Genomic DNA, 22,735 nt, shown 5'->3' on the forward strand with positions numbered 1-22,735 from the left:
CCTTCTCTACGATGCTTGCGGCGATTTGGCGACCGGTGGCAGCCTTTTTCTCGTGATTGATCAGCACAGTTTTTGCTTAACGCGATAAATCTGACACGCTCTTTGAATGCTCTTCCCGAATGGCGCCGAGAGGGGCTTTGATCGCGTATGGCGGACGCTTGCCGCAATGCGGCGATCGCGGATCGAAGGGCCCCCAACCAGCCGACGCTACGGTGGAAAACCGGACCGAGCCTTGCTATCGCCACTGAAAAGGCCATGATCGCGCCACGTTCCGCACGATCTGCAGTTTCATTGGAGAGCTTATGTCTGTCAAACTCGCCCTGTCCTTCGCAAAGTCTCACGCCGTATCCGGTGGGCTTGCCGTTCTTCTGAAGTGCTCGGGTGAAGACAAGCCCTCCGGCCTTGCCGAGATTGACCCTGCCGATGTCTACGACCGCGCAGCCGGGATCGCAAAATTCACGGGAAAGTCGATGGCAGTCCTCGATATCCTCGCCCCGCATGGATCGCCGGCTGATCGCATTCTGGTGCTCGGCCTTGGCAAGGCGGAAGCCTTGTCGGGCCATGACTGGCTGAAAGCTGGCGGCGCCGCGGCAGCTCAGCTGAAACGCGCCGACACCGTCACAGTCTTTGTTGATGTCCCCGGCGCCGAGGTTTCCGCCAAGGCAGTTGCGGATTTTGCCCTTGGAATGATCCTGCGCAGCTACAAGTTCGACCGCTACAAGACCGACAAGAAGGCGGATGAGGACGACAAGAAGGACGCCAAGACCGTCAAGGTCACGATCGTGACGGCAGAAGCGTCGGCGGCCAAGAAGGCCTTTGCCGATGCCCAGGCCGTCGCCGAAGGCGTTGTGATTGCCCGTGACCTCGTCAACGAGCCTGCCAATGTGCTCGGACCGGTCGAGTTCGCCGCGAAGGCCAAGGAATTGGAAAAGCTTGGTGTCGAAATCGAGATCCTGACCGAGAAGGAGATGAAGAAGCTCGGCATGGGGGCGCTTCTCGGTGTCTCGCAAGGATCGGTGCGACCGCCGCGTCTGGTGGTCATGCAGTGGAAAGGCGGTAAGGCCAAGGAAAAGCCGGTGGCGTTCATCGGCAAGGGCGTCGTCTTCGACACTGGCGGCATCTCGATCAAGCCGGCCGGCGGCATGGAAGACATGAAGGGTGATATGGGTGGCGCTGCCGCGGTCACCGGCCTCATGCATGTGCTTGCCGCCCGCAAGGCCAAGGTCAACGCGATTGGCATCATCGGCCTTGTTGAAAACATGCCGGACGGAAACGCCCAACGTCCCGGCGACATCGTGACATCCATGTCCGGTCAGACGATTGAGGTCATCAACACCGATGCCGAGGGTCGCCTCGTGCTCTGCGACGCGCTCTGGTATTGCAACGATCGCTTCGAACCCGCCTTCATGATCGATCTGGCAACGCTGACCGGCGCCATTCTCGTGGCCCTCGGCAATCTCCATGCCGGTCTGTTTTCGAATGACGATGCCCTATCCGAGAAGCTGCTTGCGGCGGGACTTTCGACAAACGAACGTCTTTGGCGCATGCCGCTCGGCAAAGACTACGACAAGATGATCGACTCGAAGTTCGCCGACATGAAGAACACCGGCGGCCGTCATGCCGGCTCGATCACGGCTGCCCAGTTCCTCAAGCGCTTCGTCAAGGATACGCCTTGGGCGCATCTCGACATCGCGGGCACAGCCATGGGCTCGCCAAGCGACGAGATCAACCAGTCCTGGGGCTCAGGCTATGGCGTGCGCCTTCTCGACGAACTCGTGCGTGCGAATTACGAGGCCTGAGACAGGGCGAGGAGTGCTGCATGGCGGAAGTCCTCTTCTACCATTTGACCGAGTCGAAACTCGAAGACGCGCTTCCGCCGCTTTTGGAGAAGAGCGTCGAGCGTGGCTGGAAGGTTGCGGTGCAGACCCGTGAGATCGAGCGGCGCGATGCGCTGGATGCGCATTTGTGGACGTTTCGCGACGACAGCTTCCTGCCGCATGGCACGGAAGAGGGGGCGATGGCAGACCGCCAGCCAGTGTTGCTCACCGTCTCACAGGACAATCCGAACGGTGCCACGGTCCGTTTCCTCGTCGATGGCGCCGAGCCACCCGAGGCGTTGGATTATGAGCGCGTTGTTTTTGTCTTTGACGGATACGATGCGGTTCAGCTGGATGCAGCCCGGGCGCAATGGAAGAAGCTGAAAGGCGAGGGCCACAAGCTCACATACTGGCAGCAGTCGCCCGAAGGGCGGTGGGAGAAAAAAGCCTGACAAAGGAAAGGGGCTGCGCCGGGCGCAGCCCCTTTTGGTTGACGTCTCACAACGTCAGGCGACGGAGGCCATTCGCTGCGCATCGCGTGGGGGCGTCATATTTCGAGAACCAGGCCCTGGTGAGGCCGCCCGCTTGTCGGCCTGATCAAGGTGGAAATGGCTAATCAACCGGGTAAGGTTGACGGCGTCGTCGGCAAGGCGGTTGGTGGCAGCGGTGGTCTCCTCGACCATAGCGGCGTTGCGCTGAGTAACATGATCCATCTGCCCCACCGCCGTGTTGACTTCCTGAAGCTTGTGGGACTGCTCCTTGGCCGCTGCTGCGATCTGGTAGACGGACTCGTTGATGTGCATCACGTGGTCGCGGATGCTGGCCAAAGCCTCGCCTGTGGCCGTAACGAGCCGAACGCCGATCCCGACTTCCTCTCCCGAGCGTGTGACGAGAGACTTGATATCCTTCGCCGCACCCGCCGATCGCTGGGCAAGCTCGCGCACCTCCTGAGCAACGACCGCAAAGCCTTTGCCCGCTTCGCCGGCACGGGCGGCCTCGACGCCTGCATTGAGTGCAAGCAGGTTGGTCTGGAAGGCGATTTCGTCGATAACGTTGATGATCTTGCCGATTTCGCCGGAGGCTTGCTCGATGCGGCCCATGGCGGCAACCGCATCCTGCACCACCGCACTCGATTGCTCGGAGCTGCGTCGTGCCTCGTCCACCATCCTGGTGGCTTCCAGTGCCGTGGACGTTGATTGCTTGACGGCTGCTGTGATTTCTTCGAGTGCCGATGAAGTTTCCTCAAGGGCTGCGGCCTGTTGTTCGGTCCGCTTGGCCAGATCGTCGGATGCAAAACGCAGTTCGCCAGAGCCGGATTGAATTTGTTCGATGGACGTCCGGACTTCAGCGACAACCGTCTTCAGCACCTGCATCGTGCCATTCACGTTCCCTTGCAGCTCGGCAAACGCACCCTGGAAATCACCGCGCATGGCATCGGTCAAATCCCCTTCGGACAGGGAGGCGACGACCCTGCGGGTTTCGGCGAGACCCGACCCAATGGAGCGAACAAGTTCGTTCATCGAGGATGCAAAGGCGTTGAGGTCGGGAAACTCGAAATCACGCTCGATCCGCCGCGAGAAATCACCGGCGATGGCCGCCGCGCAGACTTCGCCAATGCTCTGTTGCAACTCGTCGCAGCGCTGCTTCATACGGTGCTCCTGCGCGTTCATCTCTCGCACCCTGAGCCCGTTCTGTTTGAAGACATCGACGGCCCGCGCCATGTCTCCGATTTCATTCTGTCGGTCGAGATAGGCGATGTCGGTCTCGAACTCACTCCGAGCGAGCTTCGCCATAACCCGGGTAATCCGCTCGATTGGCTTCGTCACATCGCGGGAGACGAACACCATGGCGGCAATGCCTGCCATGACACCGGCAAACAGCAAGGCGACATTGCTGAGCAGCGAGACATGGAAACTCGACGCGCTGGCTTCATACATGGCATCGGCCGCGGCAACATTCGCGTCGCGGAAGGTGTCCGCATGCGCATCCATCTCGTCATAGGCAAGTACCATCTCTCCGGTGAGCAGAGCGGACGCCGCCGCCTTGTCGCCAGAGCGGGAAAGGGCGAGCATTCGATCTCCTGCTGCGATATAGGCTTCGGCGCTGCGCTTGAACCCTTCGAATGCAGGGCGCTCCTCGGGCAGGCTGATCATCGCCTCATAGCGGGCCATGCGTGTTTGCAGCTTCGCAACTTCCTTGGCGACGGCCTCGTCCGCCGCCTTCAGGGCTTCCGGCGTGGTGCTGAGAATATGGCGAGTCTGCAGACCTCTCAGATTGGCAATCGAGATGTTCAGGCGATTGGTGATGTCGATGGCCGGCACCGACGTCTTTGCCAAGCCTTCGACATTGTAGAACACGCCGTTCATTGACCAGATCCCAAACCCGCCCTGGATGACGAGAAGAGAAACGAGAGCAAGATAGGCGCCAAGAAGGGAGGCTTTGATGGACAGGGAGTTCTTCAACATTCCGAGTATTCCGATCAAACGGGCGGCAACCTCATGTTGCTGGCCTCGGTAAGCGAGAGCCGTAGCTCCATTGCCACGGCGGCTTGCATCCTCTTGTCTTCGTCGCTCATTCGCTTGCGCTTCCAGACAGCCAAAACAGGTGTCCGGTCGGGGCTTGCAGCAGTAATGAATGGGATTGTTGGCGTGCATTGTTGCGCACGCCTGAACGAACCCTGAATTGCAGCGACGAAGAAACTCGCGTCGATGATGTGGGTCTGGACTTAAAATTTTACTAAAATGCTCGCCATGGTTTCGAAAGATACCATGAATATTCAATATTTCTTGCTGATATTCAGCAGAAATGACGGAGACGCAGCGGATTTATCGCAGGGGTCTTTACAAGATATCGCGTATTGGTTGCTTTTTAAGGCTTCTTGATTTCGCCGAGCCAGACGGTTTCACCCTGACATCGCATCTTCATACTCGGCGGAAAGCTCAAGCCATTGCTCCTCTGCAGCAGAGAGCTTGGCTGCAGCCTCGCCACGCTGCTTCGCCTTCTCCGCGGCCTTGGCAGGGGCCTTCTCATACAGGGCAGGATCGGCAAGTTCCCTGTCGAGCGCTTGAATCAATGTCTCCAGCTTTTTCGTCAAAAGTTCGATTTCATTGATCTTTTTCTTCAGTGGCGCGAAGCTGGCACGCTTCTCGGCAGCAGCTTTACGTTGCTCTGCCTTGTTGACGGTCTCGGCACCTGCATCGTCCTTGCCCTTTTCCACCGGCCGCCTGGCCGACGCGATGATCAGGTTTCGATACTCTTCCATGTCACCATCGAAGCTGGTGACCGTGCCGTTGTTGACCAGCCACAGCCGGTCGACCGTCGCTTCGATCAGGTGGCGGTCATGAGAGATCAGGATGACGGCGCCTTCATAGTCGTTCAGCGCCTCGATGAGTGCCTTGCGGCTGTCGATATCGAGATGGTTGGTCGGCTCGTCAAGGATGAGCAGGTTCGGCGCGTGGAAGGCCGCAAGGCCCATCAGAAGGCGGGCTTTTTCGCCACCCGAGAGATCCTTGGCCGCTGTCTCCATTTTCTCTGTCGCCAAGCCCATCTGCGCGACGCGGGCCCGCACCTTGGCTTCCGGCTCCAGCGGCATCAGCCGACGAACGTGGTCGACGGGGCTTTCGTTCGGGATCAGGTCATCCAGCTGGTGCTGGGCGAAGAAGCCGATCTTCAGGCTCGAGGCCGTCTTCAGCTGTCCCCCTTGCGCTTCGAGGCGTCCGGAGATGAATTTGGCGAAGGTCGACTTGCCATTGCCGTTCGAGCCGAGAAGCGCGATCCGGTCGTCATTGTCGATCCGCAGATTGAGGTTCTTCAGGATGGGTTTGCCCGGTTCATAGCCGACCAGGCCGCCCGACACCGCAACGATGGGGGAGGCGGGCTGCTTTTCCGGCTTCGGGAAGGTGATTGGATTGATGTGGTCTTCGATCACCGCAGCAACCGTGCCCATGCGCTCCAGCGCCTTGATGCGGCTCTGTGCCTGCTTGGCCTTGGTCGCCTTGGCACGGAAGCGGTCGATGAAGCTCTGCAGATGTTTGCGCGCCGCATCATTCTTCGCCTTGGCCTTGGTCTGCAACTCGTCGTTTTCGGCCTTTTGCCGCTCGAAGCTGTCATAGCCGCCGCGATAAAGCGTGAGCTTCTTCTGGTCGAGATGGATGATCGAATTGACGGCGGTGTTCAGCAGATCGCGGTCATGGCTGATGATGATGACGGTATGCGGATAGCGACGCACGTAATCTTCAAGCCAGAGCGTGCCCTCAAGGTCGAGATAGTTGGTCGGTTCGTCGAGCAGAAGCAGGTCTGGCTCGGAAAACAGAACGGCCGCCAGCGCCACGCGCATGCGCCAGCCGCCGGAGAAGGAGGAGGCGGGACGAAGCTGCGCCTCGTGGTCGAAGCCGAGGCCTGACAGGATGGTGGCCGCCCGCGCCTCTGCCGAATGGGCGCCGATATCGGCAAGCCGGGTCTGGATCTCGGCGATGCGGTTAGGATCGGTCGCGGTTTCCGCTTCAGCGAGCAGGGCGGCGCGTTCCTTGTCGGCCGCCAGCACGATGGAGATCAGCGAGTCCTCGGTGCCCGGCGCTTCCTGAGCCACCTGGCCGATCCGGGCATTCTTCGGGATCGCAACATTGCCGCTCTCGGCGGAGAGGTCGCCGGTGATGATCCGGAACAGGGTCGACTTGCCGGCCCCGTTCTTGCCGACGAGGCCTGCCTTGGTGCCGCTTGGCAGCGAGACGGTCGCGTGGTCGATGAGGAGGCGTCCGGCAATGCGGGCGGAGATATCGTTGATGGTGATCATGGCTCTGGCTTTTGGCCGAAAGCCGCGACGCTTTCAAGGGGCGAGACCTCTTGCGAGCTCGCTCAACCGGCGGAACATTCAATAGGGGTTGAAACCGGTGAATTCATCAGGGCTCTTCTGCGCCGGATGTCTTCCTTCGAGCTCCAGCGGCGTCAGGCGGCGGGTCTGGCCGCCTGGCTGTTCTTCTCACCCTTGTAGCCGGCGATCGGCTGACGCGTATTACCATGCGCCACGGCAAGGGCTGCCTCCGCGCAGGCGATCATCTGCATGGCGTAATCCGCGTCGTCACTCATGGCAAAGCCGATCGAGAGCTCAAGCGATGTCTGTCCACCCTTATGCTCGGCGGCAAAGACGAGATTGTCCTCGACAGCGGCATGCAGTCGCTCTGCAATCGCATAGGCGTCTTTCGACGTGACGTCGCTGAACAGGAAGGCGAATTCGTCTCCACCGGAACGGGCGACAAAATCATGCTTCTTGATCGTCTTGCGGAAGATTGACGCCAGGCGCTTCAGGATTCGGTTTCCGGCTTCCTCGCCATATTGCTGGTTGATCTGGCGAAAATCGTTGATGTCGACGAGGATCAGAGCGGTCGAGACCCCGGCAACACCGGTCTCGAACAGCGATTCAAGCCGGTTGACCAGCGACAGCCGGTTCGGCAGGCCCGTGAGCCTGTCGCGTGTGGTGAGGCTGCGGGCAGCCTCGACAGTGCGGTTGTTGGTATTGAGTTCCTCGATACCGCCGCGCAGCACCTGTTCGATCTCGGTTTCGGCCGAAAGCAAGTCGCGGGTCGCGACTTCAAGGAATTCCAGCTCTTCGATCAGTTCGGAAACACTGCGAGCGCTATCTTCACGCACGGAATGCTGAATGGTTTCCAGTCCGCGTGCATAGGCCATTTTCTGCATGATGCCGAGGGAGATCTTCTCCTCGATCCGCCGCAGTGTCGCGATCGCCTGGCTGTGCAGCTTTTTCTCCGCAAGCCCGCAATGGCCGAGCACATGATGCTTCAGGCCGATCTGGTCGAGGGCTGTCTGGGTAATGGTATTGCCCAGTGCCGCAAGTTCTCGCGCCAGTGGCGGATTGCGGCCGTAAAGGGCTTCATGAATGAGCTCGAAGTTTCGCGGCAGGCCCTCGATCTGGTGTTTCGCCATGAAGCCGGCCACACGGTGTAGCCGGTCTGCTCCGCCTTGCCGTCCGCCTCCGACCGGCGATGCTACGCCTTCCTGCGTCATACTTCGAAAATCCCTTTTTGCTCTTTGCGACAATGATGATCACGCCGCCTTTGAAATCGGGTTAACCCACTGCCGCTGATGCGCAATTTCCCCTTCGACGGTTAATGAATATCTCCTTCGTTGCTCGGTTATATTGATATTGTCTATCGACCTGCAACTTAACGATAAATTAGAAAAAATGAAATAAATGTGATTGTACGCATGCATCTGGAACGGACATCGCAGATCAACGGACATGGCAGATTGTGGACATCGACCCGACGCATCTCCGCTCGATCTGAAGATCGTTTTTGCGGCGTTGCTCCTGTTCTTCTCTCTTGTGACCACAGTTTACGCGCGGCCCACGGGGCGGTTCGTCATGGTGATCACATCGCCTGATGGTGGCGCTGCAGCCAACATGCAGACGATCGCACAAGCCGGAGGAAGCTTCGTCTGGAGCGGACGCTTGCCCTGGATATCCGTTGCCTATTCCCCCGAATTGACATTCGCCGAGCGACTGCGCGGGGCCGGGGCGATACTTGTTCTTAATCATCGACTCGCGCTCGGTTGCGCGAAGGAGACCTGAAATGAATGCACTGGCGAAACTTCGTGGTTGGGCCGGAACGGCCATCATCTCGCTCCTATGGGTGAATCTGGCGCTGCTGGCCGCTCGTCTGGGTTTGCGCGAGGCTGGCATGGATCTTATGGCCCTCGTTGCTGGTGCAGCGATTGTCGGTCTTTCGACCATGATCTGGCTGCGTGACCGGACCGGGTCGACGACGCGCCTTGTAACCTCGATGGGGCAGGCAGCCATGGTCGCGTTGCTCGTGCTGGCCTTCGAAGGCTCGCCGCTTCAGATCGACATCCACATGTACTTCTTCGCAACCTTGGCCATCTGCGCGATTTGGATCGACTGGCGTGCGATCGTTGGCTACGCGGGCCTGGTCGCGCTCCACCACACGGTCATTTACTTCCTGTTGCCGGCAGCGGTCTTCCCTGGGGAATCCGATTTCAGCCGTGTCCTTTTGCATGCGGTCGTCCTGATCCTGCAGAGTGCAGTGCTGATTGCGCTGGTGCATGCGGTTGTTACCGCCTTCGTCGCATCGGAAGAGGCCGTGGCTGCTGCGACGGCTGCAGAGCGCTCGACCCGTGAGATGTCGGAACAGGTTCGGGCCTCTGATCTGGCCGCGGCCCGGGAGCGGGACAAGCGCGAAGAAGAAAAGGCACGCCAGGCAGAAGCAACGCGCGTCGTGGTCCAGACGCTTGATGCAGCCCTCGCTCGCCTGGCGGCCGGAGATCTATCCTGCCGGATCGAGACCGCCTTCCCGGACGCGCTCGACGCGTTGCGTATCTCGTTCAATGCCTCGCTGCAAAATCTTGAGCGGGTCGTGTCCCAGGTCCGTGGTGCGGTGCATGTTGTGCAGCATGGCTCGGCCCAGATCACGTCAGCCAGCGGTCAATTGTCCGAACGGACAGAACGCCAGGCCGCCTTTGTCGAGGAAACGGCGAGTGCGCTGACGATCATGATGAAGACGGTCCGCGATACGGCTGGTATCGCCGACAATGTTGGCAAACTGGTCGATCATGCGCGCCAGGGCGCGCAGCGGTCGGGTACGATCGTGACCGATGCCGTAGAAGCCATGAGCCGCATTGAATCGTCGTCTCAGGAAATCAGCCAGATCATCTCTGTCATCGATGAGATTGCATTCCAGACCAATCTTCTGGCGCTGAATGCTGGTGTCGAGGCCGCTCGTGCCGGTGAAGCGGGCAAGGGTTTTGCCGTCGTCGCTCAGGAAGTCCGCGAGCTTGCTCAGCGCTCTGCCCAGGCAGCCAAGGAAATCAAGCAGCTGATCAATTCCTCGGCGGATCAGGTGAAGCACGGTGTGGCCCTCGTCGACCAGGCCGGTGAGGCCCTGCGGACCATCGCTGACGAGGTCAATTCGATCAGCGGAGAGGTCGGCAAGATTGTTGCCGGTGCGCGTGACCAATCGACGGGTCTTACCGAAATCGACTCGGCAATCGGCCATATCGACCGCAACACCCAGCAGAACGCAGCCATGGTGGAGGAATCCTCCGGTGCAGCCCAGCAGCTCTCCAACGAAGCGCGGCAGCTGGAAAAGCTGATGGCCATGTTCAATCTCTCGAACGGCACGCAGACTTTCGCTCGCGTCGCCTGATCGTTGCCTGTTGGAACGGCCCCGATTGCGCAAGCGGTCGGGGCCGTTGTCGTCTGTGGTGTGAGCACTGGCGCGGACCTCGGGCAGGAAGCGGGCCGTTCTCGGGCAGCTGGACCGCGCGTTTCAGTGCGATATCCATCAAATCTCCTGAATTGTCCCCGCCCGCTCTCTCGGCCATCATCCGGCTTTCGATCCAGTCGGAGACCAAATATGGCGATCACCCTCTATTCCCTCTGCGGCGTCGACCAGACGCGGCCCTTTTCACCTCATTGCTGGAAGGTGGTGATGGCACTGCGCCACAAGGGCCTGGATTTCGAGGAGCGGCCGTTACCCTTCACCCAGATCCCGAATGCGGAGCAGGGGTTCTCGAAGACGGTTCCGATCCTGCGCGACGGGGGACATCTGGTTTCTGACAGCTTCTCCATCGCGGTTTATCTCGAAGACGCTTATCCGGACCACCCAAGCCTGTTTGGCGGGGACGGAGGCCGCGCTGCGGCCCGTCTCATCGAAGGTTATGTGCAGCACATCGTGCACCCGGTGATCACCCGGATTGCAGTCTTCGACATCCATCAGATGCTGGGCCCGGTTGACCAGGACTATTTCCGCACCACCCGGGAGAAGCGCCTCGGAAAACCGCTCGAGCAGATCCATGCAGACCGTGCCGAGGCCATCGCTGCATTGCCAACGCAGTTGCAGCCATTGCGCCACATGCTCGCCTTTCAGCCTTTCATCGGTGGAGAGGCGCCGCTGTTTGGTGATTATATTCTATTCGGCGCGCTGCAGTGGCTCCGTATCACCACCGGTGCCATCCATCTTGCAGATGGCGATCCGGTTCAGGGCTGGTTCGAGCGCTGCCTGGAGCTTCACGAAGGTGCTGGCCGCCTTGTAGCCTGAGGCGGCCTCTGCGCACATCACCGTCCGTAGCGCACCGTAATCGTCGATTGGGCAAGCGCATGGGCGCGCGTCATGAAGCCGACCATGGCGCCGCTCGCCGATCCGTCGAGGTCGAGCCTTGCCGTGTCGAGCGCGGTCACGGTGAAGACGTAGCGATGGTTCTGGCCCTCCGGCGGACATGCGCCGAGAAACCCGGGATAGCCGGCATCGGCGCGGCTCTGCACGGCACCCTCAGGCGCGCCGGCCAGTGCCGAAATGCCAGCCGGCAGTGCGGAAACGTTGGCCGGGATATTGAACATCACCCAATGCCAGAAGCCCGATCCGGTCGGGGCGTCCGGATCATAGAGAGAGACGACAAAGCTCTTCGTACCGTCCGGCACGTTGCTCCACATCAGGGCGGGAGACTGGTTGGCCCCGTCACAGCCGAAACTATTGGCGACCTGTGATACGGGCAGCACCCCGCCATCACGTAAATCCGGACTGGAGAGAGAGAATTCGGCGGCCTCAGTCTGTCCGGCAAGGACCGTCAGCGTCAGTATGGCGGCTCGGATCGTCTGTTTGGTCATGGTGGGCTCCTTTGGTGTTAGGAAGCCCAATCTAGCCGATCGCCTATTCGGCGGCGGCTCCAACCCGATCAAGCTCCGCCCCGTTTCGCGCAATTTCCAGTGCCGAAATCCGAATGTCGCGTGGGGATAGCCCGAAACGTTCACGAAACCTGGCCGCAAACTTGGAGGCTGACTCGTAGCCGACGGCGAGCGCCACCTGGTTGATCGGGAGTTCGGTTGCCTGGAGCAGGCCCACGGCGCGGGTCATGCGCATGTCGGCGATAATGTCGGTGAGACTGGTGCCGGAAAACGCGAGCTTGCGACGCAACGTGGCTTCGCTAACGCCAAGCGCCGAGGTGATGCGGCTTGTCGACCAATCGGTTGCGAGGTCTCCGGCGACGAGCGACCGAACCCGACTGTGCAAAGTCTCACCTTCGGCAGAGCGTAGACCCATGCCGAGTGCGTCCAGCCGAACGATGATTTCCCCGACAAGATGGCGGCAGAGCGCATTCGCTGGATCTTTTCCTGCCAACGCGTGGCCCGCGCGTTCGACTGCGCTCTCGAAGTCTGTATCCGGCTGGAAGATCGCTGCCTCGCGAAGCGGAGGCTTTCCAGAATCAGTGTAGGCCATGACGAGCTCGGGTGAAAACACCAAAGCATCGGCCTTGTAGTCTCCATCGGCGGCAACCTCGTTGACCACCGTCCATTCCTGGTTCATCGGCAACACAATCGCTTCGCCGGGACGCGCTTCCAAGGTGATCCTGTCGGAGGAAACGCTTTTCATCCCGTGCCGGACGATGATCAGACCAGGCTGATCGGAGCGCAGCCGACGGAATGTGCCAGACGTAGCCTGGATAATGAGGCAGTGTGCGCCGATTCCTGGGCTCACATGGGTAAACCGTGAGATACGACCCGACATTCTTTCGATCACGCCGAAATCTTCCTTCTCACGACTGCAATTTCCTTCATAGCTTCGATTATGACGCCGGCGTGAAATTCGTCCATCCCTCTTGTCTTCGTGATTCGGGCCTTGTAGATACCGCCCACTTTCCCTTCAGACACCAACAAGGATGAGACAGATGGCGATTGAACGCACCTTCTCGATGATCAAGCCGGACGCAACCAAGCGCAACCTCACGGGCGCCATCACCAAGATGCTCGAAGACGCTGGCCTGCGCGTCGTCGCTTCCAAGCGCGTCTGGATGTCGACCCGCGAAGCCGAAGGCTTTTACGCCGTTCACAAGGAACGCCCTTTCTTCGGCGAACTGGTTGAAGGCATGACATCGGGCCCGACCGTAGTTCAGGTTCTCGAAGGCGAAAACGCCATCCTGAAGAACCGCGAAATCATGGGCGCGACCAACCCTGCCAACGCTGACGAAGGCACCATCCGCAAGACCCACGCTCTCTCCATCGGCGAGAACTCGGTTCACGGTTCGGATGCTCCGGAAACCGCTGCTGAAGAAATCAAGTACTGGTTCTCCGACACCGAAATCGTCGGCTGAATCAAGATTTGAGCCTGATGGCTCAAGTGACTGATGCACAACAAGAACCGGGGTCGAAAGGCTCCGGTTTTTTCATGCCCGGCAGGTGCCTTGTCGCGATGAGCTGACAGGCTTCACTTGTTGGCAGGTGCGCCTGTCCGGCAATCTTCCTGTGCATAGTCAGCTTCGCCTTCCGAATTATAGACCTCTGGATTGGGCGTATAGACCGGCCCGATGACCAGCGGTTTGCCCGGAAGCAGGCTCTGGTCGAGGGTCGAGGTGAGGGTGGTTTCGATCTCTTGCAGCGTTACGTTCTGGCCGTCGGTCACCCGGATCGATACCGCATAAGGCCGTCCCTTGACCACGCAATGCACAGGGGGACTTTCCAGCGAGATCTTGTCCCAGAAGGGAAAAATCTGACTGCGGGTGATGAGCGCCGCGCCGCCAGCCGGGTTTTCATAACGTGCCTCCACATAGCTCGGATCGGGCAGCGGACCATTGCGGGCGAGCGTGAGGACATAAGTTGCCTGCGCGATCCGATAGTTAAAGATGAACACCTTGCCGCTTAACTTCAGCGGTTCGACTGCATCTTCCCGCTGACAGGCCGGAAGGACGGTCAACATCACGATCAGGAGCATTCCCCCGCGCACGGCCTTCATGGCGCAGTATCTCCTTTGCGGCGGTGATAGTGCCGGTTGGCCTTGACCCGGTTGCCGCAGACGGCCATGTCGCACCAGCTGCGGCTGCGGTTCTTGCTGCGGTCGATGAACAACCAGCCGCAATTGCCGCAGATTTTCACACGCTCCGGCTCGGGTTCGCAGATCAGCCCGAGCGCCGATCGGGCTGTCGCTGCGTCAAGGTGGCTGTCTGTTGGCGATGCACGCAGCGCCGAAGCGATGGCCTCCAGCAGAGCCGCCAGCTTCTGCCGGTCCTCGCCCTCCAGAATGCGCGACCGGAAGTAAGCGTCGATCGCCTCGCGCAGACGCAGAAAGAGCGGCTCGTTTCCGGCCAGAAGCGGCAGGAAGGGCCCGAACCTGGTGTGTTCGGCACAGAGATGGCTTGCCGCCTCGGCAAAATCCGAAAGTTGCGTCGGCACAGCGAAGCGATCGCGCCGCGCCTCCGGATCATCCCGCAGGATGACGCTATTGGCCACATCGAGCGCCAGCGCGCCGCCTGCGAAGCGGTGAGGGGTCCATGAGAAGGTCATTGCTCAAATATAACTGGTAAAAGCGCTTTTGTCAGTTATAAATGTCGAGGGAGGGATCGATGGCCTATCTGCTGCAACAGCTTCTGAATGCGCTGCCGGTTGCCAGCCTCTATGCCTGCCTGGCTTTCGGCTATGCGTTGGCCTTTGGCGTGACCCGTAGGCCCGATATAGCCTTCGGCGCCTTCATTGCCTTTGCCGGGCAAATCTGCCTTCTCTTCTTCGACTATGGATGGAGCCGCCTCTACCTGATCCTGCCGGCGGCCCTCGCACTCGGTCTCGCCGCAGGTCTCCTCTATGCCATGCTTGCCGGGGCATGGGTTGCGCGGCATGTCGTTCAACCGCTCTCCCGACAGTCACCGTACGCCATCATCGTGGCCTCGCTCGCCGTGATGATCCTTTTGTCGGAAGGCGCGCGCCTGGCGCTTGAAACGCGCAGTCTCTGGCTGCCGCCGCTGGGACAGGACGTGTTCGCGCTCGGGGCGGTGGAGGGGACGTCGCTCCGCCTGACGCATCTTCAGGTCCTGCATGTCGCCGCCATGCTCGCCGTTCTGGCGCTTGGACAGGTCATTCTGTCAACCAGCCGGGTAGGGCGGCTGTGGCAGGCCGTCAGCCAGGACCCGCTGGCCGCACGCCTTTGCGGCGTCGCGGTCGATCGGGTCTTCGTTCTCTCGTTGATGGCCGCAACTGCAATCGCAGCGGTCGGCGGTCTCTCCGCCACAGTCCTCTACGGTACGATGGATTTTGGAGCAGGGCTGGTCTTCGGGCTGAAGGTTGTTCTTGTCGCCGCGGTTGGCGGATACTCGCGACCGCTGCGTTCGGCAGCTGGCGGCGCGGCGGTCGGCTTCGCCGAAACGCTGTGGAGCGCCTATGGCCCGATGATCTGGCGGGACGCCGTCCTGCTCTCGGGTCTCGTCGTCCTGCTGGTAATGACGCGGCGCGAGCGGATCATTCCTTGATCCATCGGTCCCTTGCGCTGTCGTCGGCATCCTTGGCGGCGATCCAGTTGCCGGATCGGCCGTCGCGCCCGTGTTCCTTCTTCCAGAAGGGGGCGGATGTCTTGAGAAAATCCATGACGAAATTGGCACCGTCAAAAGCCGCCTGACGATGGGGGGCAGCGGCAATCACCAGCACGATCTGCCCGCCGGCTTCAATGCGGCCGTGGCGGTGAATGGCGGTAAGACCGAGCAGCGAAAAGCGGGACATCGCAATCTCTGCGATCCGCCGCATTTCGGCCTCAGCCATGCCGGGATAGTGTTCGAGCTCGAGTGCGGCAAGCGTGCCCGCCTCATCCCGGCAGAGGCCGACAAAGGAGACGAGCGCGCCGATATCCTTGCGGCCCGATGTAAGAGCGAGGCTCTCCGCAGCCGGATCAAAATCCTCCGATTGGACGCGAATGATCGGTTCGGCAGCGTTCATCGACCTGTCTCCGCCCGGATTGGGCCTGTAAGTCCGGTTCAGCCGCCTGTCATCGGCGGGAATATGCCGATCTCGCGGGCACCGGCAATGCTCTCGTGGTGCTCGACATGTTCCTGGTTGACCGCCACGCGAATGGCGTTCGGCACGCGCAACGCCTCCGCATAGTCTTCCCCGAGCGTGGCGAGATGGGCGATCAGGTCGCCCGCCGTCTTGACGCTCTCGGGCAGATCGATTTCTTCCTCGCCTTTGCCGATCCGCTCGCGGACCCAGGCGAAATAGACGAGCGTTACCATCTCAGTCCACCATATGCTTGGCGCCGGCGCGGAAGTAATCATAGCCGGTGTAAATGGTCAGGATCGCCGCGATCCAAAGCAGTGTCATGCCGACCTCGGTCGTATAGGGCAGAACCTTGTCACCCGCCGGACCGGCCAGCAGGAAGGCGAGCGCGAACATTTGCGCGGCCGTCTTCCACTTGGCGATCTGCGTAACCGGTACGCTGACCTTGAGGGCCGCCAGATATTCGCGCAGACCCGAGACGAGGATCTCGCGGCACAGAATGGTGATGGCCGCCCAGAGCGACCAGCCGGCGATCGTGCCATCGGCCGCCATCAGCAAGAGGACGGAGGCGATCAGCAACTTGTCGGCGATCGGGTCCAGCATTCGGCCGATATTCGAGGTCTGATTCCAGATCCGCGCCAGATAGCCGTCGAGATAGTCGGTGATCGAGGCGACGATGAAGATGGCAAGCCCTGCCCAACGAGCGAAGTCGGAGGATTCCAGCCGGCCCTCGATAAAGAAGCACAGCACGATCAATGGCACGGCGAGGATGCGGGCGTAAGTGAGCAGATTGGGAATGTTGTATGCGCGCGAAGCCATGGTGACCTGTCTTTGTGAACTGCCTGTCATTAGATGAGAGTGATAGGCGGGGTCGTCAACTCGTGTTTTGCAAATCCCCTGATATCACGTCAGGAATCGAGGCGGGGGATTTTCGTCAATTCGACGCGTTCTCGTGGAAATGGTTGTAGATCAGGCGGGCAACGGCCTCCGAAATCCCCTCAACCGCCATGAGATCGCTGATGGCGGCTCGGGAGACGGCTTTCGCCGTGCCGAAGTGCTGCAACAGCGCCCGCTTGCGCGTGGGTCCAATGCCGGAAATCTCGTCGAGCGGATTTTTCACCAGCTCCTTCTTGCGCCGTGCCCGATGCGAGCCGATTGCAAACCGGTGTGCCTCGTCCCGCATGCGCTGGATGAAGTAGAGCACGGGATCGCGCGGCGGCAGCGTGAAGTCTGGTTTGCCGGCGACGAAAAAGCGCTCGCGTCCGGCATCACGGTCGACGCCCTTGGCAACACCGATGGCAATCACGCTGTCGGTGATGTCGAGTTCATCGAGGATCTTGCGCACGGCGGACATCTGCCCCTGGCCACCATCGATCAGGATCACATCTGGCCAGGCGGGGAAGGCAGTATCGGCGCTATCGTCAGGCGTGACACTGCGATCCGGCTTGCCCTCTTCCTTGAGGAGGCGGGAGAAGCGCCGTGTCATGACTTCCCGCATCATGCCAAAATCGTCGCCGGGCGTGATGTCGGTCGATTTGATGTTGAACTTCCGATACTGCCCCTTCACGAAGCCCTCCGGCCCCGCGACCACCATGCCGCCGACGGCATTCGTGCCCATGATATGCGAGTTATCGTAGATCTCGATCCGGCGCGGCACATAGGGCAGGGCAAAGGTCTCTGCGAGCCCTGCCAGCAGGCGCGATTGCGATGCGGTTTCCGCCAGCTTGCGGCCATGCGCCTCGCGCGCATTGGCGCTGACGTGATCGAGCAGGTCCTTCTTCTCGCCGCGCTGCGGAACGGAGATCGAAACCTTGTGGCCCGCCTTCTCGGTCAAGGCCGTCGCCAGCAACTCCTGCTCCTCGACCTCTTGTGACAGCAGGATCAGCCGTGGCACCGGCTTGTCGTCATAGAACTGCGCCAGGAAGGAATTGAGCACTTCCGCCGCCGTCAGTTGCGGATCGGCCTTGGGAAAATAAGCCTGGTTGCCCCAGTTCTGGCTGGCGCGGAAGAAGAAGACCTGAATGCAGGACAGCCCGCCCTCGTGATGGATGGCGAAGACATCCGCTTCTTCGACACCGGCCGGGTTGATGCCCTGATGGCTCTGCACATGGGAAAGGCCGGCAAGCCGGTCGCGGAATACGGCGGCGCGCTCGAAGTCCAGCTCTTCTGCCGCTTCGTTCATGGTGCGCGCCATGGCTTCCTTGACGTTCTGGCTTTTGCCCGAAAGGAAGTCCTTGGCCTCTCGCACGAGGCCTGCATAGTCCTGGTCGCTGATTTCATGCGTGCAGGGGCCGGAACAACGCTTGATTTGATAAAGCAGGCAGGGCCGGGTGCGGCTTTCAAACACACTGTCGGTGCAGGTGCGCAGAAGAAAGGCGCGCTGCAGCGAATTGATCGTGCGGCCGACGGCGCTGGCCGAGGCGAACGGGCCGAAATAGTCGCCCTTGCGGGCGCGGGCGCCGCGATGCTTGTAGATAGCCGGCGACCGGCTGTCACCGGTGATCAGGATATAGGGAAAGCTCTTGTCGTCACGCAGAAGCACATTGAAGCGGGGCCGCAAACGCTTGATCAAATTAGCTTCAAGCAGCAGCGCCTCGACCTCGGTGCGGGTCGTGACGAACTCCATATGCACGGTATCGCGCACCATGCGCGACAGCCGGTTGGAGTGCACCCGGCCTTGCGCATAATTGCTGACGCGCTTTTTCAGGCTGCGCGCCTTGCCGACATACATGACTTCGCCATCCTTGTTCAGCATGCGGTAGACACCAGGCGCATTCGGCAGGCGCTTGACGAACTCGGCTATGAGGTCAGCACCCGTCAGGCCCGTTTCGTCCAGTCCGTCCTCGTGCCAGTCGATTTCAATGCCGGCACGCGCGGGCTCGACGTCGAGAACTGTGTCGTCGTCGTCCTCTTCCGTTCCATCATAGAGTATGCCGCCATCCGGCAGCTTTCCTCCACTCATTCATTGATCTCCTGACCGGCCCAAATCAGATGTTGGCCTCCATCTAGGGCGATCATTTGGCCGGTGATCGACGGTGTGTCAAAAAGAAAGCGGATCGTCTGCCCGAATTCCGCAAGTAAAGGCCCCCGCTTCAGCGGCAGGCTGTCTACCTGCGCCTGAAAGTCCTCCGGCCGCTGCCGCTCCGAAATGAGGCTGGGTCCGGGGCCGATCGCATTGACCCGGACGCGGGGCGAGAAAGCCTGCGCCATTGTGCGCGTCGCCGTCCAGAGCGTCGATTTGGAAAGTGTGTAGGAAAAGAAGGTGGGTTTCAGGGCCAGCACGCGCTGATCGATGATATTGACGATCAGGCCAGAGCCATCCTCGCCAATCTGCCGCATGAAGGCGGCACCCAGCGCTGCTGGTGCGCGCACATGGACGGCGAAGTGCCGGTCGAAAAGCTCGGCGTCAAAGCTGTAGGCATCATCTTCCTCGAAGACCGAAGCATTGTTGACCAGCACACCGATCGGCCCAAGTTGGGCCGCCGCCTCGCTGACCAGGGTGTCGATCTCGGAAATGTTACTGAGATCGGCGGACAGTGCGATCGCATTGCAGCCTGCCGCCCGCAATTCCCGGGCAGCGACCTCTGCTTCTGCGATCGACCCGTTTGCGTGCAGTGCAACAGAGAAGCCGGCATGCGCCAAGTCTTCCGCTATAGCCCGTCCAAGTCGTTTTGCGGCGCCGGTGACCAGGACCGTCCTGTGTGGTGGTTTCTGCATGGCGTTAACCTTGAAAATTTCCGTGTTCAGCTGGGCGTATATGGGCAGCAATGGCGAACCGGCAAGCATTCTCTATCGAAACACCTGTGAGGCTTCTGTTCAGGGGAGGAGCCGCTGGATGTAATATTTCCAAATCACTATAGTATAGAAAGTAAGGAATCGTTAAGGTTAATAAATAGTTTGTGTCTAAATGACAACATCTTCAATTTGCACTCAATTTGCCACAAAGTTTTCACAATTATGCTCTTTCTATTCCTCAATTCGAGTTCATATCTACAATCCGAACGGACCGGATTACCAATCAACGTTCAGGCCGCCGTTGGTTCGCATTAAGAGCGGCCGCGAACTGATAAGGAGACTAAAATGCGCACTCTCAAGATCGTGCTTCTGGCATCGGCAACCACTTTCGCAGCGTTCCAGGGCGCCCAGGCTGCTGACGCCATCTACGAAGCTCCGGAAGCACCGGCCGCAACCGAATCCTATTCCGCTCCGGCAGGCGACTGGTCTGGCGCCTATGTCGGTGGCGCTGCCACCTATGAGTTCGGCAAGTTCACCGGCTCGAACGATGGCCGCGACGCCAATGGCCTCGGCGGCACCGTCTATGGCGGTTACAACATGCAGAGCGGTTCGATCGTTTACGGTGGCGAAGCCGACATCAGCTACGCCGGTGAAGATGGTTCTGCTGGCTCGGCAGTTGGCGTCGGTAGCCTCAAGGGCACCCAGGGCGTCAACGGCTCGGTCCGTGGCCGCGTTGGTTACGACCTGAACCCGGTTCTCGTCTACGGTACGGCTGGTGTGGCTGTTGCCAACCACGAGCTCGAAGGTGGCGGCAGCAACGACGAGAAGCTGGCAGCCGGTTACACGGTCGGCGCCGGTGTCGAAACCTTCGTCACTGACAACATCACGGCTCGCGTTGAGTACCGTTACAGCGACTACCAGAAGCGCGACTTCAACCTCGGTGGCTCGACCATTTCCAAGGGCTTCGACGACCACTCCGTCAAGGTCGGTATGGGCGTAAAGTTCTGATCTGATTGATCGTCTGAAACGAACAAAGCCGGGTTTCAAACCCGGCTTTTTTCGTTTTCGGCAGAAGCAGCGCTCAGGCCTTCGGGCGAAGGGCGGGGTAGGGCTCGAAACGCTTGACGAATTTCGCCGGCCATTCGGTGAGCGCGGTCCGGCCGTTTTCCCATTCGCCGGGAAAGCGCAGCATCAGGTAGCCAAGCATGGCGGCCAGCGCAAAGTGGCCACCATTGAGCTTCTTGCCCAGCTTCGGCAAATTGCGGTCGAGATGATCGAGGCCGCGATTGATCTTGGCCCATTGCCGGTCGATTACGTCCTGGCTGACCAGTTCCGGCGGCCGGAAGCGTTTTTCGTAAACGATGGCGAGAAGGCAATCGCAAATCCCGTCGGCGAGCGCCTCCAGGACATCGGCCTCGGTGCGCTTCTCGTCCTTCTTCGGATAGAGCCCCTTGTCCGACAGGCGGTGCAGATATTGCATGATGGCACGGCTATCGAAAATCGCCTGGCCTTCATCGGTGATCAGGGTCGGGATTTTGCCGAGTGGATTGTTGTCCACCAATTCCGGCGGATTGTCTGCAGTGTTGACCCGAATTTCCTCAAGGTCGATGCCGAGATGGCGAGCGGCCATGCGGACTTTGGAGGAGTAGGGCGAGGCGGGCGCGAAGAGCAGCTTCATGATCGGGTTCCTGTGGCTCTCGAGGCGGATCAGCGAATAGGCGGCACGGTTAAATCAGCGCGTCGACAGCTGTTTCGGTCGACTTCCTGGCAGGCGCGAAAGGCAAGAGACCTGTCGAGACAGATCCGCACTTCATCGATTCTGTCCCTATCACAGGTCACGGCGACTGCCGAGCGGGGGAGGCCCGGATTGCTGCGGATGAAGGCGGTTTCGACCGTTTGCGGCGAGAGCCGGGTCTGGACGCCAGGACGCGAAAATTGGGCGGGAACCTTCACAATCTCAGAGGCTTGCCGGACGAGCTTGAAGTAATCTTGCATGCGAAGGCCGGAGCAGCTCCCGTGTTTGCGCCATTGATGGCCGATCAGCCCCATGCTCGGCATGATGTCCATCACTGTGCGACCAAGCGACGTCGGGACCCGGTCTCCTTCGTCGGTCGGGCAGCTTTCCGGATAGCCGCGCTCATATTGCGGCCAAAGCCCATGGACCACAAAGCCGAAGTTTTTGCCCTCACCGCATTGCTCGCGATTGCGCCCGGCGGCCTCTCCGAGACAAAATGTTGGCGACCAGGACAGGGCCAACACATAGAAGTCGAAATCCGAACTCGAAGTCGGGGAACTGGGCTGGGACGAAGGGTTTCCAGCGCTGGTATTCGTGTTTGCCGTTGGTGCAGGACTTTTTGGACGGGGCGCCGCTGCTGTGGTTTGATCGCTGTTCGAAATGGGGGCGGTCGGAAACAGGCTGTAGGCCAGTGCCATCACCATCATCAGTCCAAGGGCGACGAAGCCGGCATAGCGTCTCATCTGTGTCCCCACCTCAGTCTTCGCCGCGCAGCCAGAAGCAGCGATGCGAGGCATAGCGATCCTGCGCCATCAATCGCTTCAGCTCGGGCAAGGCCAGATGCATCTCGTCCTTGAGCGTGAAGGGCGGGTTGACCACGATGAGGCCGGTGCCGGACAAGCCGGTCTGATCACGGTCGCTTTTCACATGCAATTCGGCGCAGAGCATCTTCGGGATCTCAAGCGCCTGCAGGGCCTCATGGAATTCCTTGATCGGCGCGCCCTTCTTGATCGGGTACCAAAGGCAGAAGACACCATTGCCGAAGCGGCGATGCGCCTTGGCCAGGCCATCCACCAGCCGCTCATATTCGCCCTCCTTCTCGAAGGGCGGATCAACGAGCACGATGCCGCGCTTTTCCTTCGGCGGCAGATGCGCGTTCAAGGTCAGCCAGCCGTCGAGTTCGGTCACGCGCACCTGGAAATCGCCTTCGAACAGCCGCGAGAGCGCGCGCGAATCGTCCGGATGCAGTTCCATTGCCGAAAGCCTGTCCTGCGGACGGAAGAGGTCGCGCGCAAGCTTCGGCGAGCCTGGATAGAGCGTGATCGCGCCGCCGGGCGCGCGATCCGGGTTCAGCGCCTTCACGGCATCCAGATAGGGCGCCATGATCTGCGCGACCTTTTCCGGCAGCTCCGCATCGATGACCTTGGCGATGCCCTCGAGCCATTCGCCGGTCTTCTGTGCTTCGCCGGAGGAAAGGTCGTAAAGCCCGATCCCCGCATGGGTATCGAGGACGCGGAACGCCTTGTCCTTCTGTTGCAGGTAAACGATCAGCCGCGACAGCACGAGATGCTTCAAGACATCGGCAAAATTGCCCGCGTGATAGATGTGGCGATAATTCATGAGCGGATCCGATGGCAGTGATGAATTGTTCGAATGGGGCTTTTGACCCTC

At 60.2% G+C, this 22,735-nt stretch carries 23 protein-coding genes; 8 read left to right on the top strand and 15 right to left on the bottom strand.

What is annotated here, in order from left to right; genetic code table 11:
- The first annotated feature begins 302 nt into the window (after window positions 1-302).
- Complete coding sequence (locus tag IP76_RS19255) at window positions 303-1,799, top strand: leucyl aminopeptidase (RefSeq protein ID WP_054159854.1); 1,497 nt, start codon at window positions 303-305, stop codon at window positions 1,797-1,799.
- A gap of 20 nt (window positions 1,800-1,819) precedes the next feature.
- Window positions 1,820-2,269, top strand: a complete 450-nt coding sequence (locus IP76_RS19260) for a DNA polymerase III subunit chi (RefSeq protein WP_054159855.1) — start codon at window positions 1,820-1,822, stop codon at window positions 2,267-2,269.
- 54 nt (window positions 2,270-2,323) lie between these two features.
- Here the strand turns inward: IP76_RS19260 and IP76_RS19265 are convergent, their stop codons facing one another.
- The 3 genes from IP76_RS19265 to IP76_RS19275 all read right to left on the bottom strand — a co-directional run bounded on the left by IP76_RS19265 (window position 2,324) and on the right by IP76_RS19275 (window position 7,838).
- Window positions 2,324-4,282 carry a methyl-accepting chemotaxis protein gene (locus tag IP76_RS19265; RefSeq protein ID WP_082352623.1) on the bottom strand — a complete coding sequence of 653 codons (1,959 nt, stop codon included), beginning with the start codon at window positions 4,280-4,282 and terminating at the stop codon, window positions 2,324-2,326.
- 437 nt (window positions 4,283-4,719) lie between these two features.
- On the bottom strand, window positions 4,720-6,609 hold the full coding sequence (locus IP76_RS19270; RefSeq protein ID WP_054159856.1) for an ABC-F family ATP-binding cassette domain-containing protein: 1,890 nt from the start codon (window positions 6,607-6,609) through the stop codon (window positions 4,720-4,722).
- A 152-nt stretch (window positions 6,610-6,761) separates the two neighbouring features.
- Window positions 6,762-7,838 (bottom strand): GGDEF domain-containing protein, encoded by a 1,077-nt coding sequence (locus IP76_RS19275; protein ID WP_054159857.1) that lies wholly within the window; start codon window positions 7,836-7,838, stop codon window positions 6,762-6,764.
- 235 nt (window positions 7,839-8,073) lie between these two features.
- On the opposite strand from IP76_RS19275, the gene IP76_RS19280 reads away from it, so the two are divergent.
- The 3 genes from IP76_RS19280 to IP76_RS19290 all read left to right on the top strand — a co-directional run bounded on the left by IP76_RS19280 (window position 8,074) and on the right by IP76_RS19290 (window position 10,888).
- Window positions 8,074-8,403, top strand: a complete 330-nt coding sequence (locus IP76_RS19280) for a hypothetical protein (protein WP_054159858.1) — start codon at window positions 8,074-8,076, stop codon at window positions 8,401-8,403.
- A gap of 1 nt (window position 8,404) precedes the next feature.
- Window positions 8,405-9,994 carry a methyl-accepting chemotaxis protein gene (locus tag IP76_RS19285; RefSeq protein ID WP_054159859.1) on the top strand — a complete coding sequence of 530 codons (1,590 nt, stop codon included), beginning with the start codon at window positions 8,405-8,407 and terminating at the stop codon, window positions 9,992-9,994.
- A 210-nt stretch (window positions 9,995-10,204) separates the two neighbouring features.
- The gene (locus tag IP76_RS19290) at window positions 10,205-10,888 is read left to right on the top strand and encodes a glutathione S-transferase family protein (protein ID WP_054159860.1); all 684 of its coding nucleotides are present in this window, start codon (window positions 10,205-10,207) and stop codon (window positions 10,886-10,888) included.
- 17 nt (window positions 10,889-10,905) lie between these two features.
- Here the strand turns inward: IP76_RS19290 and IP76_RS19295 are convergent, their stop codons facing one another.
- Together IP76_RS19295 and IP76_RS19300 are read right to left on the bottom strand one after the other, a co-directional pair.
- Window positions 10,906-11,454 carry a YbhB/YbcL family Raf kinase inhibitor-like protein gene (locus IP76_RS19295; RefSeq protein WP_054159861.1) on the bottom strand — a complete coding sequence of 183 codons (549 nt, stop codon included), beginning with the start codon at window positions 11,452-11,454 and terminating at the stop codon, window positions 10,906-10,908.
- A gap of 43 nt (window positions 11,455-11,497) precedes the next feature.
- Complete coding sequence (locus IP76_RS19300; RefSeq protein WP_054159862.1) at window positions 11,498-12,364, bottom strand: helix-turn-helix transcriptional regulator; 867 nt, start codon at window positions 12,362-12,364, stop codon at window positions 11,498-11,500.
- 148 nt (window positions 12,365-12,512) lie between these two features.
- Between IP76_RS19300 and ndk the strand changes: the two genes are divergently transcribed.
- Entirely contained in the window at window positions 12,513-12,935 is a 423-nt protein-coding gene (ndk, locus tag IP76_RS19305; RefSeq protein ID WP_054159905.1) for a nucleoside-diphosphate kinase, read from the top strand.
- 113 nt (window positions 12,936-13,048) lie between these two features.
- On the opposite strand, the gene IP76_RS19310 is transcribed toward ndk, so the two are convergent.
- Together IP76_RS19310 and IP76_RS19315 are read right to left on the bottom strand one after the other, a co-directional pair.
- The gene (locus IP76_RS19310) at window positions 13,049-13,573 is read right to left on the bottom strand and encodes a hypothetical protein (RefSeq protein ID WP_054159863.1); all 525 of its coding nucleotides are present in this window, start codon (window positions 13,571-13,573) and stop codon (window positions 13,049-13,051) included.
- The gene (locus IP76_RS19315; protein ID WP_054159864.1) at window positions 13,570-14,121 is read right to left on the bottom strand and encodes a CGNR zinc finger domain-containing protein; all 552 of its coding nucleotides are present in this window, start codon (window positions 14,119-14,121) and stop codon (window positions 13,570-13,572) included. Before IP76_RS19315 ends, IP76_RS19310 begins: the two co-directional genes overlap by 4 nt.
- A gap of 59 nt (window positions 14,122-14,180) precedes the next feature.
- Between IP76_RS19315 and IP76_RS19320 the strand changes: the two genes are divergently transcribed.
- Window positions 14,181-15,077, top strand: a complete 897-nt coding sequence (locus tag IP76_RS19320) for a branched-chain amino acid ABC transporter permease (RefSeq protein ID WP_054159865.1) — start codon at window positions 14,181-14,183, stop codon at window positions 15,075-15,077.
- Here IP76_RS19320 and IP76_RS19325 read toward each other — a convergent pair.
- The 5 genes from IP76_RS19325 to IP76_RS19345 all read right to left on the bottom strand — a co-directional run bounded on the left by IP76_RS19325 (window position 15,067) and on the right by IP76_RS19345 (window position 19,311).
- Complete coding sequence (locus tag IP76_RS19325; protein WP_054159866.1) at window positions 15,067-15,537, bottom strand: molybdenum cofactor biosynthesis protein MoaE; 471 nt, start codon at window positions 15,535-15,537, stop codon at window positions 15,067-15,069. The genes IP76_RS19320 and IP76_RS19325 overlap by 11 nt on opposite strands.
- A gap of 38 nt (window positions 15,538-15,575) precedes the next feature.
- On the bottom strand, window positions 15,576-15,830 hold the full coding sequence (moaD, locus tag IP76_RS19330; protein WP_054159867.1) for a molybdopterin converting factor subunit 1: 255 nt from the start codon (window positions 15,828-15,830) through the stop codon (window positions 15,576-15,578).
- A 1-nt stretch (window position 15,831) separates the two neighbouring features.
- A complete protein-coding gene (gene pgsA / locus IP76_RS19335) occupies window positions 15,832-16,413 on the bottom strand; it encodes a CDP-diacylglycerol--glycerol-3-phosphate 3-phosphatidyltransferase (RefSeq protein WP_054159868.1) in 582 nt (193 codons plus the stop codon).
- A 115-nt stretch (window positions 16,414-16,528) separates the two neighbouring features.
- Entirely contained in the window at window positions 16,529-18,556 is a 2,028-nt protein-coding gene (gene uvrC / locus IP76_RS19340; RefSeq protein WP_054159869.1) for an excinuclease ABC subunit UvrC, read from the bottom strand.
- Window positions 18,553-19,311, bottom strand: a complete 759-nt coding sequence (locus IP76_RS19345) for an SDR family oxidoreductase (protein WP_054159906.1) — start codon at window positions 19,309-19,311, stop codon at window positions 18,553-18,555. The genes uvrC and IP76_RS19345 overlap by 4 nt, the downstream gene beginning before the upstream one ends.
- Window positions 19,312-19,674: 363 nt before the next feature.
- Between IP76_RS19345 and IP76_RS19350 the strand changes: the two genes are divergently transcribed.
- Window positions 19,675-20,337, top strand: a complete 663-nt coding sequence (locus tag IP76_RS19350; RefSeq protein ID WP_054159870.1) for an outer membrane protein — start codon at window positions 19,675-19,677, stop codon at window positions 20,335-20,337.
- A gap of 73 nt (window positions 20,338-20,410) precedes the next feature.
- Here IP76_RS19350 and IP76_RS19355 read toward each other — a convergent pair whose 3' ends face one another.
- Genes IP76_RS19355 through IP76_RS19365 form a run of 3 tightly spaced genes read right to left on the bottom strand, consistent with a single transcriptional unit; the run spans window position 20,411 to window position 22,684 of the window.
- A complete protein-coding gene (locus IP76_RS19355; protein WP_054159871.1) occupies window positions 20,411-21,007 on the bottom strand; it encodes a glutathione S-transferase in 597 nt (198 codons plus the stop codon).
- A 29-nt stretch (window positions 21,008-21,036) separates the two neighbouring features.
- The gene (locus IP76_RS19360; protein WP_054159872.1) at window positions 21,037-21,807 is read right to left on the bottom strand and encodes a ribonuclease T2; all 771 of its coding nucleotides are present in this window, start codon (window positions 21,805-21,807) and stop codon (window positions 21,037-21,039) included.
- Window positions 21,808-21,820: 13 nt separating this feature from the next.
- Complete coding sequence (locus tag IP76_RS19365) at window positions 21,821-22,684, bottom strand: 23S rRNA (adenine(2030)-N(6))-methyltransferase RlmJ (RefSeq protein WP_054159907.1); 864 nt, start codon at window positions 22,682-22,684, stop codon at window positions 21,821-21,823.
- Window positions 22,685-22,735 lie beyond the last annotated feature (51 nt).

Origin of the sequence: Rhizobium sp. AAP43 (assembly GCF_001296045.1) — a bacterium.
Lineage (GTDB): Bacteria > Pseudomonadota > Alphaproteobacteria > Rhizobiales > Rhizobiaceae > Allorhizobium.

What these genes read in the sequence shown, in the direction of transcription:
- IP76_RS19275 (WP_054159857.1), bottom strand. Translation starts at nt 7,838, where the DNA reads ATGACGCAGGAAGGCGTAGCATCGCCGGTCGGAGGCGGACGGCAAGGC.
- moaD (WP_054159867.1), bottom strand. Translation starts at nt 15,830, where the DNA reads ATGGTAACGCTCGTCTATTTCGCCTGGGTCCGCGAGCGGATCGGCAAA.
- IP76_RS19310 (WP_054159863.1), bottom strand. Translation starts at nt 13,573, where the DNA reads ATGAAGGCCGTGCGCGGGGGAATGCTCCTGATCGTGATGTTGACCGTC.
- IP76_RS19260 (WP_054159855.1), top strand. Translation starts at nt 1,820, where the DNA reads ATGGCGGAAGTCCTCTTCTACCATTTGACCGAGTCGAAACTCGAAGAC.
- ndk (WP_054159905.1), top strand. Translation starts at nt 12,513, where the DNA reads ATGGCGATTGAACGCACCTTCTCGATGATCAAGCCGGACGCAACCAAG.
- IP76_RS19280 (WP_054159858.1), top strand. Translation starts at nt 8,074, where the DNA reads ATGGCAGATTGTGGACATCGACCCGACGCATCTCCGCTCGATCTGAAG.
- IP76_RS19320 (WP_054159865.1), top strand. Translation starts at nt 14,181, where the DNA reads ATGGCCTATCTGCTGCAACAGCTTCTGAATGCGCTGCCGGTTGCCAGC.
- pgsA (WP_054159868.1), bottom strand. Translation starts at nt 16,413, where the DNA reads ATGGCTTCGCGCGCATACAACATTCCCAATCTGCTCACTTACGCCCGC.
- IP76_RS19355 (WP_054159871.1), bottom strand. Translation starts at nt 21,007, where the DNA reads ATGAAGCTGCTCTTCGCGCCCGCCTCGCCCTACTCCTCCAAAGTCCGC.
- IP76_RS19295 (WP_054159861.1), bottom strand. Translation starts at nt 11,454, where the DNA reads ATGACCAAACAGACGATCCGAGCCGCCATACTGACGCTGACGGTCCTT.
- IP76_RS19270 (WP_054159856.1), bottom strand. Translation starts at nt 6,609, where the DNA reads ATGATCACCATCAACGATATCTCCGCCCGCATTGCCGGACGCCTCCTC.
- IP76_RS19255 (WP_054159854.1), top strand. Translation starts at nt 303, where the DNA reads ATGTCTGTCAAACTCGCCCTGTCCTTCGCAAAGTCTCACGCCGTATCC.
- IP76_RS19315 (WP_054159864.1), bottom strand. Translation starts at nt 14,121, where the DNA reads ATGACCTTCTCATGGACCCCTCACCGCTTCGCAGGCGGCGCGCTGGCG.
- IP76_RS19290 (WP_054159860.1), top strand. Translation starts at nt 10,205, where the DNA reads ATGGCGATCACCCTCTATTCCCTCTGCGGCGTCGACCAGACGCGGCCC.
- IP76_RS19345 (WP_054159906.1), bottom strand. Translation starts at nt 19,311, where the DNA reads ATGCAGAAACCACCACACAGGACGGTCCTGGTCACCGGCGCCGCAAAA.
- uvrC (WP_054159869.1), bottom strand. Translation starts at nt 18,556, where the DNA reads ATGAGTGGAGGAAAGCTGCCGGATGGCGGCATACTCTATGATGGAACG.
- IP76_RS19360 (WP_054159872.1), bottom strand. Translation starts at nt 21,807, where the DNA reads ATGAGACGCTATGCCGGCTTCGTCGCCCTTGGACTGATGATGGTGATG.
- IP76_RS19365 (WP_054159907.1), bottom strand. Translation starts at nt 22,684, where the DNA reads ATGAATTATCGCCACATCTATCACGCGGGCAATTTTGCCGATGTCTTG.
- IP76_RS19285 (WP_054159859.1), top strand. Translation starts at nt 8,405, where the DNA reads ATGAATGCACTGGCGAAACTTCGTGGTTGGGCCGGAACGGCCATCATC.
- IP76_RS19325 (WP_054159866.1), bottom strand. Translation starts at nt 15,537, where the DNA reads ATGAACGCTGCCGAACCGATCATTCGCGTCCAATCGGAGGATTTTGAT.
- IP76_RS19265 (WP_082352623.1), bottom strand. Translation starts at nt 4,282, where the DNA reads ATGTTGAAGAACTCCCTGTCCATCAAAGCCTCCCTTCTTGGCGCCTAT.
- IP76_RS19350 (WP_054159870.1), top strand. Translation starts at nt 19,675, where the DNA reads ATGCGCACTCTCAAGATCGTGCTTCTGGCATCGGCAACCACTTTCGCA.